The 18,143-nt window shown below is 46.5% G+C and carries 14 protein-coding genes; 12 read left to right on the plus strand and 2 right to left on the minus strand.

From position 1 onward, the window contains the following. Positions 1 to 20 precede the first annotated feature (20 nt). The 5 genes from mutM to dnaI all read left to right on the plus strand — a co-directional run bounded on the left by mutM (position 21) and on the right by dnaI (position 4,911). Positions 21 to 872 carry a DNA-formamidopyrimidine glycosylase gene (gene mutM, locus OCU21_RS03320; RefSeq protein WP_261806089.1) on the plus strand — a complete coding sequence of 284 codons (852 nt, stop codon included), beginning with the start codon at positions 21 to 23 and terminating at the stop codon, positions 870 to 872. Next, positions 865 to 1,497, plus strand: a complete 633-nt coding sequence (gene coaE / locus OCU21_RS03325; RefSeq protein WP_261806090.1) for a dephospho-CoA kinase — start codon at positions 865 to 867, stop codon at positions 1,495 to 1,497. The genes mutM and coaE overlap by 8 nt, the downstream gene beginning before the upstream one ends. 561 nt (positions 1,498 to 2,058) lie before the next feature. Further along, a complete protein-coding gene (nrdR, locus tag OCU21_RS03330) occupies positions 2,059 to 2,562 on the plus strand; it encodes a transcriptional regulator NrdR (RefSeq protein ID WP_261806091.1) in 504 nt (167 codons plus the stop codon). Beyond that, positions 2,559 to 3,977: a DnaD domain protein gene (locus tag OCU21_RS03335; protein WP_261806092.1), complete on the plus strand. Its 1,419-nt coding sequence runs from the start codon at positions 2,559 to 2,561 to the stop codon at positions 3,975 to 3,977. Before nrdR ends, OCU21_RS03335 begins: the two co-directional genes overlap by 4 nt. Then, a complete protein-coding gene (gene dnaI / locus OCU21_RS03340; protein WP_261806093.1) occupies positions 3,970 to 4,911 on the plus strand; it encodes a primosomal protein DnaI in 942 nt (313 codons plus the stop codon). Before OCU21_RS03335 ends, dnaI begins: the two co-directional genes overlap by 8 nt. A gap of 186 nt (positions 4,912 to 5,097) precedes the next feature. Here dnaI and OCU21_RS03345 read toward each other — a convergent pair whose 3' ends face one another. Further along, entirely contained in the window at positions 5,098 to 7,935 is a 2,838-nt protein-coding gene (locus OCU21_RS03345) for a Cna B-type domain-containing protein (protein WP_261806094.1), read from the minus strand. Between the two features lie 247 nt (positions 7,936 to 8,182). Then, complete coding sequence (locus OCU21_RS03350; RefSeq protein WP_261806095.1) at positions 8,183 to 9,001, minus strand: Cof-type HAD-IIB family hydrolase; 819 nt, start codon at positions 8,999 to 9,001, stop codon at positions 8,183 to 8,185. Positions 9,002 to 9,358: 357 nt separating this feature from the next. On the opposite strand from OCU21_RS03350, the gene OCU21_RS03355 reads away from it, so the two are divergent. The 7 genes from OCU21_RS03355 (at position 9,359) to OCU21_RS03385 (ending at position 17,735) form a co-directional block, all read left to right on the plus strand. Beyond that, positions 9,359 to 9,976 carry a sugar O-acetyltransferase gene (locus tag OCU21_RS03355; protein WP_261806096.1) on the plus strand — a complete coding sequence of 206 codons (618 nt, stop codon included), beginning with the start codon at positions 9,359 to 9,361 and terminating at the stop codon, positions 9,974 to 9,976. A 124-nt stretch (positions 9,977 to 10,100) separates the two neighbouring features. Then, on the plus strand, positions 10,101 to 11,768 hold the full coding sequence (locus OCU21_RS03360) for a glycoside hydrolase family 2 protein (RefSeq protein ID WP_261806097.1): 1,668 nt from the start codon (positions 10,101 to 10,103) through the stop codon (positions 11,766 to 11,768). Positions 11,769 to 12,904: 1,136 nt separating this feature from the next. Continuing rightward, positions 12,905 to 14,884: a threonine--tRNA ligase gene (thrS, locus tag OCU21_RS03365; RefSeq protein ID WP_261806098.1), complete on the plus strand. Its 1,980-nt coding sequence runs from the start codon at positions 12,905 to 12,907 to the stop codon at positions 14,882 to 14,884. A gap of 782 nt (positions 14,885 to 15,666) precedes the next feature. Further along, positions 15,667 to 16,188 (plus strand): translation initiation factor IF-3, encoded by a 522-nt coding sequence (gene infC / locus OCU21_RS03370; RefSeq protein ID WP_261806189.1) that lies wholly within the window; start codon positions 15,667 to 15,669, stop codon positions 16,186 to 16,188. A 33-nt stretch (positions 16,189 to 16,221) separates the two neighbouring features. After that, positions 16,222 to 16,422 (plus strand): 50S ribosomal protein L35, encoded by a 201-nt coding sequence (rpmI, locus tag OCU21_RS03375; protein WP_125598048.1) that lies wholly within the window; start codon positions 16,222 to 16,224, stop codon positions 16,420 to 16,422. A gap of 50 nt (positions 16,423 to 16,472) precedes the next feature. Continuing rightward, positions 16,473 to 16,832 carry a 50S ribosomal protein L20 gene (gene rplT, locus OCU21_RS03380; protein WP_125598051.1) on the plus strand — a complete coding sequence of 120 codons (360 nt, stop codon included), beginning with the start codon at positions 16,473 to 16,475 and terminating at the stop codon, positions 16,830 to 16,832. 285 nt (positions 16,833 to 17,117) lie between these two features. Further along, a complete protein-coding gene (locus tag OCU21_RS03385) occupies positions 17,118 to 17,735 on the plus strand; it encodes a GNAT family N-acetyltransferase (protein WP_261806099.1) in 618 nt (205 codons plus the stop codon). The last annotated feature ends 408 nt before the right edge of the window (positions 17,736 to 18,143 follow it).

Consider the following 18,143-nt stretch of genomic DNA (forward strand, 5'->3'; position numbering starts at 1 on the left):
GAAATAATGGGGGAGTTTAGGTGCCAGAATTACCAGAAGTTGAAACTGTGCGACGTTCGTTGTTGGCCTTGGTTCAAGGGAAAAAAATCGCGACAGTGCGTGTTCTTTATCCGAAAATCATCAATGGTGATGTGCCGATTTTTGTCGATGCGTTAAGTGGACGCCGGTTTGAAACGATCCAGCGCCGGGGCAAGTATTTATTATTTCGGTTTGACCAACAGTTAACGATGGTCAGCCATTTACGGATGGAAGGTAAGTACTTTTTAGAACCAACTGCGCAACCGGCGAATAAACATGTTCACGTTATCTTTGAATTGACCGACGGGACAAGTTTACAATATCAAGATGTTCGTAAATTTGGACGAATGCAATTGGTCAAGACTGGCACAGAGGAACAGTTATCAGGAATCAGGACATTGGGTCCAGAACCACTTGGTCCAGACTTCACGGTGGCCGCCTTGTATGCGGGGTTACAAAAGCATTATAAAGCACTCAAACCAGTTTTACTGGATCAACATGTGGTCACAGGTTTGGGTAATATTTATGTTGATGAAGTGCTCTGGCTCAGTCGGCTTAATCCGCTGACGCCTGCTGATCAGGTAACAATGGCCCAAGCTCGACAACTTCACGAGCAGATCATTATGGAATTACAGCAGGCGGTGGACGCTGGTGGGACCAGTGTTCGTAGTTACGTTGACGCTAACGGTCATCAAGGACACTTCCAGTTCGCACTTAATGTTTATGGACACGAAGATGATCCCTGTCCGCGTTGCCAGACGCCGATCCGTAAAATCAAAGTCGGTGGTCGTGGGACTCATTTTTGCCCACACTGTCAGCCGCTCCCCGCAGGCGTTGAGGTGTGTGATGACTGAGGTTAAAACGACACCGAAAGTTTTAGGGATCACTGGTGGGATCGCTTCAGGAAAGTCGGCCTTAGCACGATTATTTAAAGAATGGGGGGCTGAACTGATCGATGCTGATCAGATCGCCCGTCAGGTCATGGCGCCGGGCACGTCGGCGCTGCAACAGATCGTTACTATTTTCGGTCCGCAATATTTGCTTGCTGATGGGTCGTTGAATCGCGCGAAACTGGGGCGGTTAGTCTTTAGTGATCCCCAAGCATTGTTGCGCTTGAACCAAATCACTCAAAAAGCGATCCGCCAACAGATCGGCCAGGCGATCACTACCAGTAAAACTCGGAAGGTCAAACTGATCGTAGCGGAGATCCCTCTTTTAGTCGAGGAAGGTTATCAACCGCTTTGCGATGGGATATTGGTCGCTGATTTGCCGGTTGCCCTACAGCTTGAACGGATCCAACAACGGGATGGTTTGACAGCGACTGCTGCTGCCCAACGGATCGAGGCTCAGGCCAGCCAAGCAGCGCGATTAGCCGTCGCTGACTTTGTTGTTGATACCAGTCAGGATCTGGCGCAACTAAAGCGTCGTTTCCAAGCCTTGGTTCAAAGCGATTCATTTCAAGCTTGGCTGAATGCTTGATCGGCTAGTGCCACTTTTTAGAAGAAATCGGATCTTGAAGGCATCGCCTTTGGATCCTTTTTTTGTTTCAAGACTTTTTTGAATGGATCAGTGCTGACAAAACTGGCTATCAGTGCGGAGCCTTTTCGGTTATTTTTTTTAACATTTGATTTTTTGAAAAAATAAGATGGTTAAATCATTGGTTTACAAGAATCGTGCTGCGCGAACCTGCTTGTTGTGCTTAACTACGCGATCGTTCCGGAAGCAAAGTGCACTTCCAAAACGATTGCTAGGTTAATGCTCGCAAGCAACCCGTTTCGCTTCGCACTTTGATTTAATCGTGCTGCGCGAACCTGCTTGTTGTGCTTAACTACGCGATCGTTCCGGAAGCAAAGTGCGCTTCCAAAACGATTGCTAGGTTAATGCTCGCAAGCACCCTGGTTCGCTCCGCACTTTGTTGGTTTCGTTGTGGGTTTAAGGTATAATATTGGTATTGAAGTCTACATTTGGTGTAGGTGATTCCGACTTGCCGAGGAACTTTCTCGGGGTCAATGATCGAATTTGAAATTGAGGTGTCAGATTATGCAATGTCCACGTTGTCATCATAATTCTCTAAAAGTCGTCGACAGTCGTCCTGCGGATGAAGGTCGGGCGATCCGGCGTCGACGGGAGTGCGAGAATTGTGGTTATCGTTTTACGACTTTTGAACGAATCGAACAAACGCCTTTGCTGGTGATCAAAAAGAATGGTACGCGCGAAGAATTCAATCGCGAAAAGATCATGCGGGGGCTGGTTCGTGCGGCTGAGAAACGGCCGATCAGTATGGATCAAATAACGGCGGTCGTCGATAAAGTTGAGCGAGATATTCGGCAGAGCGGTGAGAACGAGGTCCACTCTGAGGCGATCGGTGAGTTAGTTATGAAATATCTAGCAAAGCTGGATGATGTCGCTTATATTAGGTTTGCCAGTGTTTATCGCCAGTTCAAAGATATGAATGTTTTCATGCAGGAAGTTCAGGAATTGATCGCTAAAGAGAATCAGTCCTTAAAGTCGACTTCTGAGCAAGGGGATGAATCACAGAAATGAGCGCGCAACCAAGTCTTGACCCAACCAGTGGTTACTATTTGATTCGGGCTGGACGGCTCAGCGATCTTGATGGTCAGGTCTTGACCAAGCTCTATCAACCTTTGATCAATCCCAATGCCTTTACGCTTTATCAAGCGCTTTGGGCTTCGGTCGATGATGCTTTGATCCGCTCACAACGTCCCCATCATTTCCAGATCTTGGAGTTACTGGGGATCAATCCCCAAGAATTCTTGCATGCGCGGCAACAATTGGAAGCAGTCGGCCTGATCCGAAGTTTTCAGACGACGGATGAGTTAGGCGATTATTTGATTTATTATCTTTATCCGCCCCTGACGCCAGAACGTTTCTTCCATGAAGAGATCTTAGCGACTTATTTGTTAGAAAAAGTTTCCCGCAAACGTTATTTGGCGTTGGTCCAGGAATTCCAATTACCACGTTTTGATTTACAAAAGGCTCAGGAAGTGACCGCGGGTTTCCTCGATGTTTTTAATTTGCCTAGTAGTACTTTGTTAACGCCGCCGACGGAAGTCAAGTCTGGGGCGCAACGGTTTCAGTCCGATCAGCCGCAACAGTTGGTCAGCGAGGTCAGTCCGGCCCAGCTGGCGACTTTCGATTGGGAGACCTTGCTTGCCTTAGTGGGTCAAAAACAGATCCGTAAAAGTGAGATCATGGCGCATCAAAGCGAGATCTACGGTTTACACGAATTTTATCAGTTCAGCATTACTGATATCGCTCGTTTGATCAGTCGAAGTTTAGATCTTAAAAATAATCAAATTGATTTTCGGAGCCTTGAACAACAGGCCCTGACTTTATATGACCAGTTGAATTCTGATGAGCGATCGAAGCCGGCGGTGGCTAAACCGGCGACACCGGCGCCGGTCAAGACAAGCGCGTCAGAAGCGTTCAGTTCGGATGATCAAGCCTTGTTACAAATGGCAAAATCAATGGGCGTTTTGCCCTTCGCTACGAAAATCAAAAAGCAGAAGAATCCGCGCCTTTATGTTGGCAAAGGGGAGATGTATAATTTAAAGACCCTGCAACAACGCCATGCTTTTTCTGAGGGGACTTTGAATATACTTGTTTGGGCCGTCTTACAGGAGAACCCAACTTTGACAGTGGCACATTTGGATAGTATTGCGCAGGACTGGCTGACGGCAAAGATCACAACGCCGGAAGCAGGTCTTAGTTACTATTATCAACGACAAAAGGGTGTTTCTTCAGCTAATCGGCGACCGCGGCGTCAGTCTAAAAATCAGGGCGTGATCCCCAGTTGGTTGCAACCTGAACAGACAAACACATCTGCGCCTTCGAGTTCTGAACAAAAACAAAATGATCCGCAGATCGATGATGAGATCCAACGAAATCTAGCTTGGCTTAAACAACAACGGCAACAGCGAGGTGACGACCATGTATAGTCTTAGCGAATATTTAACAAAGTTTTTAGCAACACAACATTTGGGCCATGATTATCAGCAATTAATGACTCAGGCGTTACAAGATCCAGAGGTCAAAGCGTTTTTAAGCCATCATCAGGAGGCGATCGCGCCGGGCGCGATCGAGAAATCGGCATCTTCGATCTATGAGTTTTATCAGGTCAAAGCGGGGCTCAATCCTGAAGAAGTGGTTTCTCAGGCTGGTTATGAGCCTTATCTGTTGATGAACAATGGTTTGATCGAAGTCGCGTATCGGCCAACGGTACAAGCAGCCGCGGCTCATTCAGCTCAGGCACGGCGGCAACGGGTCACGATGGTCAATCTTCCTCAGGATCTGCGTGCGGCTGATTTGGCTGACTATCGACAAACGGCTGGTCGTAAGTCAGCTATCAATGCTGCAATGGTGCTTTTGCGTCAACTGAGTCAACCAAGCGATCATCCCTTTGCTCGTGGTCTGTATCTGACGGGACCTTTTGGTGTGGGCAAAACCTACTTGATGGGTGCCTTAGCGAATGAGTTGTCTAAGGAGGGACTGGCGACGACCTTGGTCCATTTCCCAACGTTTGCGACTCAGATCAAACAGGCGATCAGTGCAGGTCAAGTTTGGCCGCAGATCCAAAAGATCCAAAGCGCGCCAGTTTTGATCATCGACGATATTGGCGCTGATAGCAATGGTCCTTGGGTCCGCGATGAGGTGCTCGGCGTGATTTTGCAATATCGGATGCAGGAACGGTTGACGACTTGCTTTACATCTAATTTGGCGATGGCCGAGCTGGAGACCTTCTTGGCTGATACTAGACAAACAACGGATCTATTGAAGGCAAAACGTTTAATGGAACGGATCCGCTTTTTGGCGGCGGAGATCACGATGCAAGGTCCTAATCTGCGTCAGGCCACGGCCCAAACACTGGATTAGACTTGCCCATGATGATCAAGGTGATCGAGTATTAACAAAGATGCTTGTGGCCCTTATTTTCGGGAGATTGAATCACTGATCGCCTCAGTAAAAAATACAAAACAAAAATGTTGCCTGAGCTTATTGAGCAGAGGCAACATTTTTTTGACACTATTTTCTGGTGGATCCGACAGGTTATTGATCTAGCTAGAATTGCTCGTGCTTCGGCAGTTGGCGGATCAGTAATGTAAGTAAACCAACACTCAATAATAAGCTGATCCCGATAAGGGTTAAATCATTGGCGTCGACTTCATTGCTTTGAGGCAATTTCTTTTGTTCGTTAGATTTAGGTGCAGTCGGTTTTTCTTTTGGATCCGTTTCGTTTTGATCCTCATCGGGGATCTGCCCATCGCCGTCCGGTTTTTCGTTTTGCTCACCGCCTTGATCGGGATCCTCACCATCATTATCGTCTGGATCTTTAGGAGTATTGATCAAATTGATCTCTTGCGTGTCATCATCATTAAGCAACGGTAATTTATCACAAGTCAACTGATAGCCAGCAGGTGTTTCTTCCTTAACGGTATATTTGATCAATTTGCCGGATTCATCATATTTTGGTAATGCTAACCACAGAGCGACCCAGCCTTGAGCGGCGCTGAGCGTTTTTGCTTCATATTTGGGCATATCATTAGCGTATAGTTGGACTTTGATCGATTGCGGGCGTTGCTGCGCACTATTATCCTGATCATTCCAGTATTTATGGACGCGAATATTGATGAAGCTTGTGGTCACGTTAGTAGGCAGATCGGGATCAGCGGTATTGATCAGATCGTGACCATCTTGGGTGACCGTGTAGCCAGATGGGCTTTTAGGATCCTCAAACTCAAAGACACGATAAACGATCGGCTTACCTTGCTCATCATTTTTGGGGAGGTCAGTAAAGAAATATTCCCAATTTGTTTTCGCGCTGACTTCTTGTCGCGCGACTTCGATCCAGCCATCTGGTGCTGTGGTACTGGCTTTTTTCAAAATAACGGTAACTTTGTCAGGTCGATTATTATAAATGTTATCATCGTCGTGCCAAACTTTGCTACCGAAGATCGTCGTGGTCACGGGCGCTTGGAGATCTAGGCGATTGGTCAAATCAAAACCGTTGATGGTACTGCTGTAGTCGGGAATATCATCTTCGGTGATGAAATAATGGATCTCGGTTCCTTGATCGTATTTAGGCAGGTCTTTGAACTGTGCTTGCCAATTATTGGCGGCTGAAAGTGTGAAATCAGTAACTTTTTCGATACCGTCAGTATCATGACGCCAAAGATGGGCGCTAACACTGTCCGGACGTTTACCGGCCTGATCATTTTCATCCACCCAATTCTTCTTGATTTGGATCTGGGTCAGCGCTGGGGTGTGGCGGTTGATCAAATCAGGACCGCTGCTCGTGGTGGTATAGCCAGCGACTTTTTTCTCGGTTACAGAGTAGGTGATTTTATTGCCGTTAGTATCGTGAGTTGGCAGGTCCTTGAATTGATAACGCCAGTCAGAACTGGCAGTGACGATTCGTTTGGCGACATATGTTTTAGCCCCACCATTAACTTGACGCCAAAGTTTGACAGTCACGTAAACCGGGCGGAGACCATCCTGATCATTGCCATCGTCCCAAAATTTTTGACCGCTGAACGTTGTTTTACTGACCTCTAGATTTTTCTTAGTATTGATCACGGTTATTTGCGCAGGTTCGCCACTATTTTGGTCTTGAAAATCCCAGCGGTGGGTCTCGCCACCCTCGATATTGACCTTATTGGCGATCAAACTACCATCGATATTTTGATGGGCGATGATCTCGGCTTGAGGCGCTAGCATGGTTCCTTGGAAAGGCGCGTTGACGTTGATCACCGTTTTGTTCGAGTTGGTAAAATTCCAAAGGATCTTGGCGTCATCAAAATCTTCGGTTTCGTGATTTTGGCGATCACTGCCATCGATCACTAGTTTGATCTGCGCTTTGATCGCAAATTCGCGAACATTGTCAAGATCAACGTTGATGATCAGGGGGGCGCCATCCCGACTGAGTCCCGTGATCTTGATCGGTCGATCATTCGCTAGAGCCTTAGCGTCTAGTTTGTAGTATTGAAAGGCCTGACCATTAGTTGCCGCAATGTTTTCATCGGTGACCGTGACGTAATGGCGACTGGTATCTAATTGATAACCGTTGGGTGCCTTTTGTTCAACAAAATAATAAAGACCGGCTCCAGCGACTGTCACACGGAGCTGACCTTGACTGTTAGTCCGTAGATTTTGCGCGATCAGGCTATCATCAGAGCCACGGTAAAGGTTGAAAATCGCATCAGGTAGGAGCTGACCTTCAGTATCCTGTTTCGTCAAGACGATCTGCGCGCCAGTTTGACTTGGATCAACGCTGATCGTTTGATTATTTTGATCACTGAAGTCGGCGGAGATACTGGGCGAGTCGGGTTCTTGAGCCCATTCATTTGATCGGTCCAGCGCCTGGCCTAATACGGTGGTGATGTTGATGTACTGATTAGCGCCTTTATCTTGGAAAACCTCACTTTCTTGGAGGTGATCCAAGGGGTTGGTATTGACTGAGATCGCACTTTGATTATTTTGATCCAACAGACCAATATTTGTTTCGGCACCAAAAACGGCTTTATTGCGATCCATCAACGAGCTGACAAACGCTGAGGGACTGATCGTTTTCACATCTTGAAAATAATAAATATCCTTCTCTAAACTACCTTCAACGATATTCGTGCCGAAGTTGGTGTTGCTATAAAGATCATCAGTCGCGATATTGCCATTGGTGTGGGCATTCGTGTGCGCTTCTTGCGAGAAGATATGAAAGAATTGAGCCGCATGCAATGGTGCACTTTCTGCCTCCGGAACATCGTTATAAAAATCCCCCCCATTGGGGACATCGGGATTATCGGCCGCATGGACCAAACCACTGCCACTACCTAATAAAGTCGTCGTTGCCAAAAAAGTGATGGCGATGACGCGCCCAGCTCGTTGCAAAATTTTCTTCAACATGATTCTGACCCTCACTATAATTTGAATTTGTCTGTGTGATCTGCCCGCCACAAACATAACAATTAAATTATAGCTCACTATTAAAAAAATGACAGCGATCTTGTGAATTTTCGCGAAATAAAAAACGTGATCATGACGATCAGCGTTTTATATTACGGGATCGATCAAGATTGACTAGGTCTAGGCAATCAAATGGTCGGGGGCAACCATGTTTGGTGGCGATGAGGTATCATTGAACAACTCCGCTTCAGTTTTCGGTCAAACCAAAGTGAGCCAGTGCTTGAGCAATCCCGTTTTGATCGTTGGTTGCAGTGACATAGTCGGCTTGGGCTTTGACGGTGGCGGTGCTGTTACCCATGGCGATGGCGGTTCCTGCGACTTTAAACATGGCCAAGTCATTCTGCTCATCTCCAATAGCCATGATCTCAGTCCGTTCGATCTGCAAATAGCTGGCCAATTCTAGCAGGGCATTGCCTTTATTGACTTGAGGACTCATCAACTCTAAGAAATTGCCACCAGCGCGAACAACATAAAGGTCCTGACCGAATCGTTGTTTCACTTTTGCTTCGATTTGATCGAGCTGAGTGATCGTTCCAACAAAAAGACCTTTTGCGATCTTGAAATCTGAGGGGAGTTCTGCAGGTTGACGGATCAAGAGGCCCGCGTGATTCTCCCAAGCCTGGATCACGGTGATCCGATCAACATCATGATCCGCAGTATAGATCACGCCGGCTTCATCAAGCACGTTGAAGGGAACATGATGATCCTTAGCAAAGGCTGTTAAGGTGCGGTAGTATTGGTTGTCGATCAAGTGGCGGGCGATCACTTGACCAGTGGTCGTCTCTAGTGCCGCACCGTTAAAAGTGATCGCATATTGATCGGCGCTAATGAGACCTAAAGTTTTCAAAAAATGTTGGGCGCCTGCCAGTGGTCGACCAGTACAAAGTACGACTTTGATTCCTTGTTGCTGGACAGCTTTGATCGCGGCGACCGTGCTAGGTAGGATCTGACCGGCGCTGTTGAGTAAGGTATCATCGATATCGATGGCAATTAATTTGATTGTCATGTGGGAGTGCTCCTTTTCAATTTGATTGGAGATCAAGCCGAGCGCTAGATCGGCTCGCTTGATAAGCATAACATTTGCAGGCAGGTGTAGGCCCCATTTTTGAAAGTATCTAGGGACGTTTTTGCAAATCATCTTGGTAACAATGCTAAGCATGATCCACGGCAATCAAGTCATGGTGAATCAGGTCCGGCCGCAGCGGATTGAAAAATTGTCCAGTTATCTTGAGATCGACGAAACCACGTGGATAGCTCACGCTGACTTTGCCAAAAATGTGCTGTTTTACTTTTAAGAATGTCCCCCCGACTGAGCCTAAACATGATAAACTACTTTCTGTAACCACTTACAGGAGGATTTTTTATGACATCAGAACGAACGGAAATGCTAGCGGGACATTTATATTATTCACCCGATCCTGAGTTGGTCGCGTTGCGACAACAGGCTAAGTTGCAAATCTATCAGTATAATCAAACGGCACCAGCCGAAAATGAAAAACGTGCGGCGATCTTAGCGTGCTTGATCGATTGTCCCAGTAAAGACGCTTACTTTGAAGTACCGATGCGCATGGATTATGGGCACAACGTTCATATCGGCCGTAATTTCTTTGCGAATTATGACGCTATTTTTCTCGATGTGGCGCCGATCACGATCGGTGATAATGTGATGTTGGCGCCACGGGTCTCACTGTACACCGCAGGTCATCCAGTGGTCGCCAGTGTGCGCAATACTGATTTGGAATACGGCCATCCGATCACGATCGGTAATAATGTTTGGCTCGGGGGCAATGTAGTCGTTTGTCCCGGTGTGACGATCGGCAATAATGTGGTTGTTGGCGCTGGCGCAGTCGTCACCAAAGATATCCCGGACAATGTGGTCGTCGCGGGTGTTCCTGCTAAAGTGATCCGTCCGATCACAGCCGCTGATGAGAAAGAATGGCAGCAACAACAAGCGCTTTGGCGTCAGCATTTAGTCGATTGAATGATTTTCGGTTAGTTAGAAAAAATCAGTTTATAAAAAAATGAGTCGTACGATCGTGCAGGATCAACGAATCAAATCGGGCGGCGCATTTTGCTAGTATTTTGATGATTAGGGGAGGCCGATCATGTTTAGAATGTTTACAACGCACAAGATCCGCAAATATCAGGAGTTAACGGGAAAACTATGGGATTTTGTGCCCGGTCAGGGTGAGCATGCTCAGCAAACTTATCAAGTTTTGACCCCGAATTGTTGGGAAAGCCTACCTGATTTTGCGGGCTATCGTGGTGAAGGAGACTATACCACGACCTTTATGGCTGGGGGTCAGTTACGCTTTGAATTTAAAGGAGTTAGTCACACGGCGACGGTGTTTTTAGACGGAAAGAAAATAGCATCGCACTATAATGCTTATACGATCTTTAGTACCGTGGTCAAAGATGTTCCTTGGGGCGAACACACCTTAACGATTCGAGCGGACAATCGTTTTAGTGAAGAAAGCGCACTGCATCTTCCCAATGACTATATGTCTTATGGCGGTGTCAGCCGACCGGTTATTCTAGAAAATGTCAGTGATACTTATCTAAAATGGTGTCACGTCACGCCGTATCTAGAAAATGATCAGTGGCGAGTAAAATTGGCCATTCAAGTCGCGAATATCAGTGCGGAAAGCAAGACTTTCGCGTTGCGGACAGAGATCGCCGGGATGCAAATGGATTGGGGCGAGCAAGAGCTGGCTGCGAATTCAGAAAAAGTTTTTTATGCGGAGCAGTCGTTTACAAATGTCCAAGCATGGCAGCAAACCAGACCGAAACTTTATTTGGTTAGTTGTCAACTCCTGAGTCAAGGCACGCCGATCGACGATCTGATCGACCGTTTTGGTTTTAGAGAGATCAAGGTCGTGGGCAAAAATATCCAATTGAATGGTCAAAATATTCGGATCAAGGGTTTTTGTCGCCATGAAGATCATCCTCAATTTGGTTGTGCGTTACCGTTGGCCGCAATGGCGGCTGATCTGGCGCTACTTAAGGATCTTGGCGCCAACTCGATCAGGACCTCTCACTATCCTAACGATGAACTTTTTCTTGATTTGTGTGATGAACAGGGAATTCTCGTTTGGGAGGAAAACCACGCGCGGGGGTTGACGGAAGCAGACATGCGCAATCCTCATTTTGAGCCCCAGGCCGAGCAAGTCATTGCTGAAATGGTTCAGGCTCACTATAATCATCCCGCGATTTATATTTGGGGGATCTTGAATGAATGTGCTAGTGATACCGAGTATGGGCGCTCCTGTTACGCTCAGCAGTTCTCGCTGTTGCGACGCTTGGATAAAACACGCCCCTGTTCTTTTGCCAGTTGCAAATTCAAAACAGATAAATCCTTTGGCTTACCCGATGTGGTCGCGTATAATATTTATCCGCAATGGTATCACGATGCACCGGTGGCTACTTATCTCGATGATCTTTATCAATGGGTCCAAAGGGAAACAGCTGGTGCGGGGAAACCATTCATGATCACGGAGATCGGTGCTGGTGGTTTGTATGGGTATCATAATCCGCAACATTCGAAGTGGACTGAGGATTATCAGGCCGAAGCGCTAAAAAAGCAGTTGCAAGCCGTCCTCAGTGATCCAAATTGTTTAGGTGTTTATATTTGGCAATTCTGTGATGTCAGGGTCAGTGAAGAATGGTTCGATAATCGGCCGCGAACGATGAACAACAAAGGAATCGTTGACGAATTTAGAAGACCTAAAATGGCCTATCAAGTCGTCAAGCAGATTTTTGAAGAGTTGGCCTAAGTCAGCACTTTCGAAAAGTATTATCAATCACTGGTGTGTTACGATTTAAATTGGATCATCAAAAGGCTGGAAATGTGCGGTGACCCAGTTTCAGCTTTTTTGATGTCAGCGAATAGCGCCACCACACGATGAAATAAATGATCGTTATTTTGGAAAACTTTTAAAAGGGTGGAGATTTCGATAAGGATTGATCATATTCTTATCTTTCTGACTTGGAAGTGCGGGCTAATTTGAAACGTGCTGCGCGCAACTGACTTCTGTGCTTAGCTACGCAAATGTTCCGGAAGCAAAAGCGGCTTCCAAAACCTTTGCTAGGCTAATGCTCGAAGTCAACCCGTTGCGCTCCGCACTTTGATTTAGAAACGTGCTTGCTAGCCCAGCTTCTTCCGCTTAACTACGCTAGGGTTCCGGAGGCAAAGCCCTGCCTCCAAAATCCTAGCTAGGTTAATGCTCAGAAGCTACCCGGGCTGGTTCGCACTCTAATTTGAAACGTGCTCACCAGCCCAGTGCTTTTCGCCTAGCTACGTAACTGTTCTGGAAGCAAAAATCAACTCCCAAAACAGTTACTAGGCTAGTGCTCAAGCACTACCCGGGTCGGTTCGCACTCTAATTTTGAAACGTGCTGTGCACAACTGCTTTCTGCGCCGATACGCAATTTGTCACAGATTGTCTAGCGTCAATCTGCAACAAATCGCTAGTCGTGCTCAAAAGCAACTCGTTGCGCTCCGCACTTTGATTTAGAAACGTGTTCGCCAGCCCAGCTTCTTCCACTTAACTACGCTAGGCTTCCGGAGGCAAAGACCTGCCTCCAAAATCCTAGCTAGGTTAATGCTCAGAAGCTACCCGGGCTGGTTCGCACTCTAATTTTTACTTGCTCTTTTCTTTTTTTTGTGGTTTAATAACGCTTGAAGATACCACAATGACGATTGAACTTGTGCAGAGAGAGTAGCCTTGGCTGTGAGCTTCTCCGGTTCGGTGATTGCGACCGCTTCGATTATTTTGGGTGATTCCGTTATTGATCATCATGAGTGGATCTATGTCCAGAATTCGGGTGGAACCGCGTTAATCCAATAACGTCCCTAGTAATCAATCGATTACTGGGGCTTTTTTTGTGGCAAAAACAAGGAGGAACTATCATGGCAGAAATCACGTTAACTTTCCCAGATCAAAGTCAGCGTCAATATGAAGTTGGCAGCACCACGCTTGACGTTGCGAAGAGTATTGCAAATAGTTTGGCTAAAAAAGCCGTTGCTGGTGAAGTCAACGGGACGATCGTTGATTTGGAGCAACCGCTGAAACAAGCGGGTCAATTTCGGATTTTGACCAGTGACGATCCTGAAGGATTGCAAGTTTTGCGGCATACTGCAGCTTTCGTTTTAGGCGCGGCTTTGAAACAATTACACGGTGATGTTCATTTCGGTGAGCACCAAAGCAATGAAGATGGTTTTTATTTAGATACAGATCGGGCCGCGGGACAGGTTGCCATCAGCGAATTACCAGCAATCAAAAAAGCGATGCAAAAAGTTATCTCCGCTAATCAACCGATCGAACGGAAATTAGTTGATAAAACTGAACTGTTGGCAGAATTCAAGGATGATCCTTATCAGACGTCATTATTGAATGCGATTGACGCGGTTCAAATCAGCGTTTATCGTTTAGGTGACTACCTGAGTTTTGGTGATCACGCTTTGTTGAAGAGCTTGGCACCATTGAAGCACTTTGAATTGTTGTCTGTTGCTGGTGCTTACTGGCAAGGCAAGTCCAGTAATCCCATGTTACAACGGATCTACGGAACGGCCTTCTTCAAGGCGGCTGATCTTGACGGCGATTTGAAGCGGCGAGCAGAGATCAAAGAGCGGGATCACCGGACGATCGGCCGCGATTTGGATATTTTCTTCGTTGACCCAGAAGTTGGCGCTGGCTTGCCTTACTGGATGCCCAATGGTGCGACGATTCGCCGTGTGATCGAGCGCTATATCATTGACAAAGAAGTTGCCAACGGCTACGAACATGTTTACACGCCAGTTTTAGCCAACTTAAATCTGTATAAAACTTCTGGTCACTGGGATCATTATCGTGAAGATATGTTCCCACCAATGGATATGGGTGATGGCGAATTTTTGGAATTGCGGCCAATGAACTGCCCATCACACATTCAGATTTACAACCATCACAACCGTTCATATCGGGAATTGCCGATTCGGATCGCCGAATTAGGAATGATGCACCGTTATGAGAAATCAGGCGCTTTGTCTGGCTTGCAACGGGTCCGGGAAATGACCTTGAATGATGGCCACACTTTCTTGGCGCAAGATCAGATCAAGGATGAGTTCAAGAGTGTTTTGAAAATGATGATGGAAGTTTACGATGATTTCAATATCACCGATTACACGTTCCGTTTAAGCTATCGTGATCCAGCTAATACCGAGAAATATTTTGATGACGATGAAATGTGGAACAGCGCTCAGGCGATGCTGAAGGGCGCTTGCGACGAATTAGGCTTGGATTATTATGAGGCCGAAGGTGAGGCAGCCTTCTATGGTCCTAAGCTGGACGTTCAAACCAAGACAGCACTTGGTGGCGAAGAGACCATGTCCACGATCCAATTAGACTTCATGTTACCTGAGAAATTTGATTTGAAGTATACTGGCGCAGATGGTCAAGAACACCGTCCGGTCATGATGCACCGGGGCATCGTTGGCACCATGGAACGTTTCATTGCGTACTTGATGGAAATTTACAAGGGCGCGTTCCCAACCTGGTTGGCGCCAACGCAAGTCGAAATCATCCCAGTGAACTTGGATCTACACACGGATTATGCCAAGGATATCCAAAAACAATTGGCGGCAGCCGGTGTCCGAGTCAAACTCGACTTACGTAATGAGAAGATGGGTTACAAGATTCGTGAAGCACAAACTCAGAAGATTCCTTATACCTTAGTTGTGGGTGATGAAGAACTGAAGGCCCAAACAGTTTCCGTCCGGCGTTATGGTGAAAAAGATGCCGCTGACGAACCGATCAAGATTTTCCGCGACAGCATTTTGGATGATATTCATAATTATAGTCGAACAGGTTCTGGCAAAGTCAACGCTGAGATCGAAAGCAAGTTGGACTAAGCGACCTGACGGCAGGAGAGAACGAAGGCACCTTTTGACTCAAACAGAATGACCATGACAAAACCGCCGCTTGTGGCGGTTTTGTTGTCTGCCTTATGCTAGGGTGTTGGACAGAATTGATCCTAGTTGCAATCGAGGCGCGGTGTTGAAACGTGCTCCACACAACTGACTTCTGCGCTTAATTACGCCAGGCTTCCGGAGGCAAAGCCCAGCCTCCAAAATCCTGGCTAGGTTAATGCTCAAAGTCAACCCGTTGTGTTCCGCACTCTGGGGGTTGGTGGGCTGTTTGTTCGCTTGGCAGAAGGTCGGGCTGGGGGTGAGTCAGCCGCGATATTATTGTTGGCGATTTATCGCCTACAATAAGGCCGAGCTTGAAGATTTTCGGTGATTTTCCGAAAAGCTTCAAGTCGTTCCCGCTGCGTTCCACCACCCCCAGCCCGACCTGAAGCCCACTACATCTGCCAACCACCAATACCAGAGCGCAGTGCAGGCCGCGGCCAAACTACATTTGGCGTTCTGATCCTGCTCCAACTCTACGAACGCTCAGCAAGACTCACTGTCAAGGAAATCTGGAAAAACTTCTTGACTTCCATTGTCATTCTAGTTACAATAGAACAGTTGAATTAAGCAGAAGTTCCCGCTTCTCACCCATGTTTCAGACCTCTGGGTATCAAAACGTTATGTTTGCCGAAGAATTATATTTCGCTGCGGGTGCTTTTGCGCTCGCAGCTTTTTGCATGGGTTGACGCATTAGCGTCGACAACTTATGGAGGTGACTTCCCATAGCAAAAGATTTAATCGTTAATGAAAGTATTCGGGCACGTGAAGTTCGCTTGATCGATGCTGAAGGTAATCAGGCCGGAGTCAAGTCCAAGGCCGAGGCGCTACAGATGGCGGAACGCGCTAATCTGGATCTGGTCTTAGTTTCGCCAAACGCGAAACCACCAGTTGCCAAGATCATGGATTATGGCAAGTATCGTTTCGAGTTACAAAAGAAGAATCGTGAGGCTCGTAAGAAGCAAAAGGTCGTCAATATCAAAGAGGTTCGTTTGAGCCCTGGTATCGGCGAGAATGACTTCAATACGAAGTTGAACAATGCCCGGAAGTTTCTAGGCAAAGGTGATAAAGTTAAGGTTTCAATCCGCTTTAGGGGTCGGGCGATCACTCATAAGGAAGTGGGACGTAAAGTTCTCGAGGATCTGGCTGAACAAACAGCCGATATCGCGACTGTCGAATCTCATCCCCGAATGGATGGTCGAAGCATGTTTCTAATGCTTGCACCTAAGGCTGAGAAAAAAGCTTGATCGACATTTACATTACTTTAGGAGGATCTTATCATGCCAAAGCAAAAAACACACCGCGCTTCAGCAAAGCGCTTCAAGAAAACTGCTAGTGGTCAATTAAAGCGGGGCCATGCTTACACAAGCCACCGTTTCCACGGCAAGACGAAGAAACAACGTCGTCAATTAGCAAAAGCAGGTTTGGTATCACGCAGCGATATGCGCCGTATCCGGCAAATGCTTTCTCAAGTTCGTTAGGACTTAGCCATTAATTATATTCGATAGATAGTCTCAAGGAGGAAATTATTATGCCACGTGTAAAAGGCGGTACAGTTACGCGCAAACGTCGTAAGAAAGTTTTAAAATTAGCTAAAGGTTATCGCGGTGCCAAGCATTTACTGTTCAAATCAGCCAATGCCCAAGTCATGAATTCGTATCGTTACGCATTCCGCGATCGTCGTCAGGTCAAACGTGAATTCCGGAAGTTATGGATCGCGCGGATCAATGCGGCTGCTCGTTTGAACGATTTGAACTACAGCCAATTGATGCACGGGTTACGTGTTGCTGGCGTTGATATCAACCGTAAGATGTTAGCAGACATTGCCTATACTGATGCTGCAGCCTTTACTGCAATTGCTGATCAAGCTAAAGCTGCTTTGGCTAAATAAGGTTTCAGATAAATTCAACTCACTCGTTTTCGAGTGAGTTTTTTTGTTACTAGAGTTAACCCACTTATCGGGATCATTTGGTGAATGACTTGCATGGTAAGACTCGATAGGATAGTAAAGTCACGAGATCAGTGCAGATAATCCACGTCCGAAAATTACTGGTTGCTCCTCATTGTGATCATTGTTATCTAGGAGAGGCACATCCAACCAAAGTCTCATGGACGACCTGGCAATTTATCGCTATACTGATCGCAATCAAATCAATTCAGATCGCGAGATGAGAAAATGGAGATTTATCGAGCCAACGAGTTGAACTTCGATTGCCGAGAAGACATTGCAACTATTTTTGCTGAGGGTTTTACCCAATGGCTGGGCTACTTCTCCAAAGATCCCCAAGTGATTGCTCAGGCATTTGCCCATGCTTTTCAACTTGAATATTTTTTTGTAGCGGTGTCAGGTGGACGCGTCGTGGGTATTGTCGCCTGTACGGATTGCCGCCATCTTAGTTTGAAATTTAATAAAAGTGAGTTGCTCAGGCATCTTGGCTGGTTTAAAGGAACAATTGCTGAGCGAGTTTTGCCGCGAGAATTTGCGGCTCCTTTCAAGAATCCACCCAAGAATACTGGTTCGATCGAGTTCGTCAGGGTTGCTGCTCAGGCGAGGAACAGCGGGGTTGCCTCACGAATGTTGAAGACTGTGATCGCACAAACTTCGTACGCCGATTTTATCATTGAGGAAGTTGCTGATACGAATTTGGCAGCGATGGCACTTTATCAAAAATTAGGTTTTATTGAAACGAAAAGACGGCCACTGTCAGTTAAACAGGCGCAAAGAATTGGCATCAACGCTTTTGTATCCTGGAAGCTGACAAAAGATCATTCGACTGTGCTTGTCAACAACTAGGCGACACCGACATAAAAATAGGCTGATCAAAATATCCGTGTGGTTCATGCTGAGAAACGCTAGATCCAGACGGCCGAATCAAATATGGTCAGGTCAATAATGTGGCTAAATCGAACCTGAGGTGATCACGATGAATAACATTTTTTTATCTTGGTTTGTCTGTGAATGTGTTAGGACCACGAATGATGGTCTAGTCCTATCTGAATGGATCCAGCGATTCTAAGACGTGGCTCTGAGCTAGACCAATCATTATTAGTCGTTCTAACACCTCAGTAAAGTGAGGTTAAAATTTTTGGGCGGTCAACATTGGTCTGGTCGCTAGACGGTACACAAGCTTTTTGAATTCGGTTATTTACTGATCTAGCAGGGATTTTACTGCGCGAAAGCACTTGCATTTCTGAATTTAAT

The organism is Lapidilactobacillus luobeiensis (assembly GCF_024345205.1).
GTDB lineage: Bacteria > Bacillota > Bacilli > Lactobacillales > Lactobacillaceae > Lapidilactobacillus > Lapidilactobacillus luobeiensis.

Coding starts and splice junctions, on each gene's coding strand:
- OCU21_RS03345 (WP_261806094.1), bottom strand. CDS start 7,935: ATGTTGAAGAAAATTTTGCAACGAGCTGGGCGCGTCATCGCCATCACT.
- OCU21_RS03335 (WP_261806092.1), top strand. CDS start 2,559: ATGAGCGCGCAACCAAGTCTTGACCCAACCAGTGGTTACTATTTGATT.
- coaE (WP_261806090.1), top strand. CDS start 865: ATGACTGAGGTTAAAACGACACCGAAAGTTTTAGGGATCACTGGTGGG.
- OCU21_RS03350 (WP_261806095.1), bottom strand. CDS start 9,001: ATGACAATCAAATTAATTGCCATCGATATCGATGATACCTTACTCAAC.
- OCU21_RS03360 (WP_261806097.1), top strand. CDS start 10,101: ATGTTTAGAATGTTTACAACGCACAAGATCCGCAAATATCAGGAGTTA.
- OCU21_RS03385 (WP_261806099.1), top strand. CDS start 17,118: ATGGAGATTTATCGAGCCAACGAGTTGAACTTCGATTGCCGAGAAGAC.
- OCU21_RS03355 (WP_261806096.1), top strand. CDS start 9,359: ATGACATCAGAACGAACGGAAATGCTAGCGGGACATTTATATTATTCA.
- thrS (WP_261806098.1), top strand. CDS start 12,905: ATGGCAGAAATCACGTTAACTTTCCCAGATCAAAGTCAGCGTCAATAT.
- nrdR (WP_261806091.1), top strand. CDS start 2,059: ATGCAATGTCCACGTTGTCATCATAATTCTCTAAAAGTCGTCGACAGT.
- dnaI (WP_261806093.1), top strand. CDS start 3,970: ATGTATAGTCTTAGCGAATATTTAACAAAGTTTTTAGCAACACAACAT.
- rpmI (WP_125598048.1), top strand. CDS start 16,222: ATGCCAAAGCAAAAAACACACCGCGCTTCAGCAAAGCGCTTCAAGAAA.
- rplT (WP_125598051.1), top strand. CDS start 16,473: ATGCCACGTGTAAAAGGCGGTACAGTTACGCGCAAACGTCGTAAGAAA.